The sequence below is a fragment of the Pseudomonas sp. KB_12 genome, from assembly GCF_052114545.1.
Lineage (GTDB): Bacteria > Pseudomonadota > Gammaproteobacteria > Pseudomonadales > Pseudomonadaceae > Aquipseudomonas > Aquipseudomonas brassicacearum.
The window spans coordinates 1-409 of record NZ_JBFREY010000114.1 but is presented as its reverse complement, the minus strand read 5'-3'; the positions used below and the strand labels follow the sequence as shown (position 1 = coordinate 409).

Annotated in this window: 1 protein-coding gene; it reads right to left on the bottom strand. The window is 55.0% G+C overall.

All coding sequences use genetic code 11. The annotated features are described in order from the left end of the window. Window positions 1–191: 191 nt before the first annotated feature. Window positions 192–409, bottom strand: a 218-nt coding sequence (locus AB4Z20_RS28100) for a hypothetical protein (RefSeq protein ID WP_442091252.1), incomplete at its 5' end; no start/stop codon positions are given.

Sequence of the window (409 nt, the reverse complement as noted above, 5' to 3'; positions counted from 1 at the left end):
GCGAGCAAGCTCGCTCCCACAGTGGATCGTTGGTGTTTGTAATATCTGGGTACACCACCCAACCCTGTGGGAGCCGAGCTTGCTCGCGATGACGGCGGCACAGCCAACATCACCGGCGCTGACCCACCGCTATCGCGAGCAGGCTCGCTCCCACAATGGATCTTTGGTGTTTGCAATATCTGGGTACACCATCAAGCCCTGTGGGAGCTGAGCTTGCTCGCGATGACGGCGGCACAGCCAACATCATCGGCGCTGACCCACTGAGCTGGTCTAATAGTCCCGGACACCTCAATAGGTGAAACTACACCTATTGAGGAATATTCCATGACCAAGAAGTACAGAAAATTCGACGCCGCTTTCAAGCTAAGAGTCTGCAAGATGATTGTTGACCAGGGCCTGAGCGTGAACT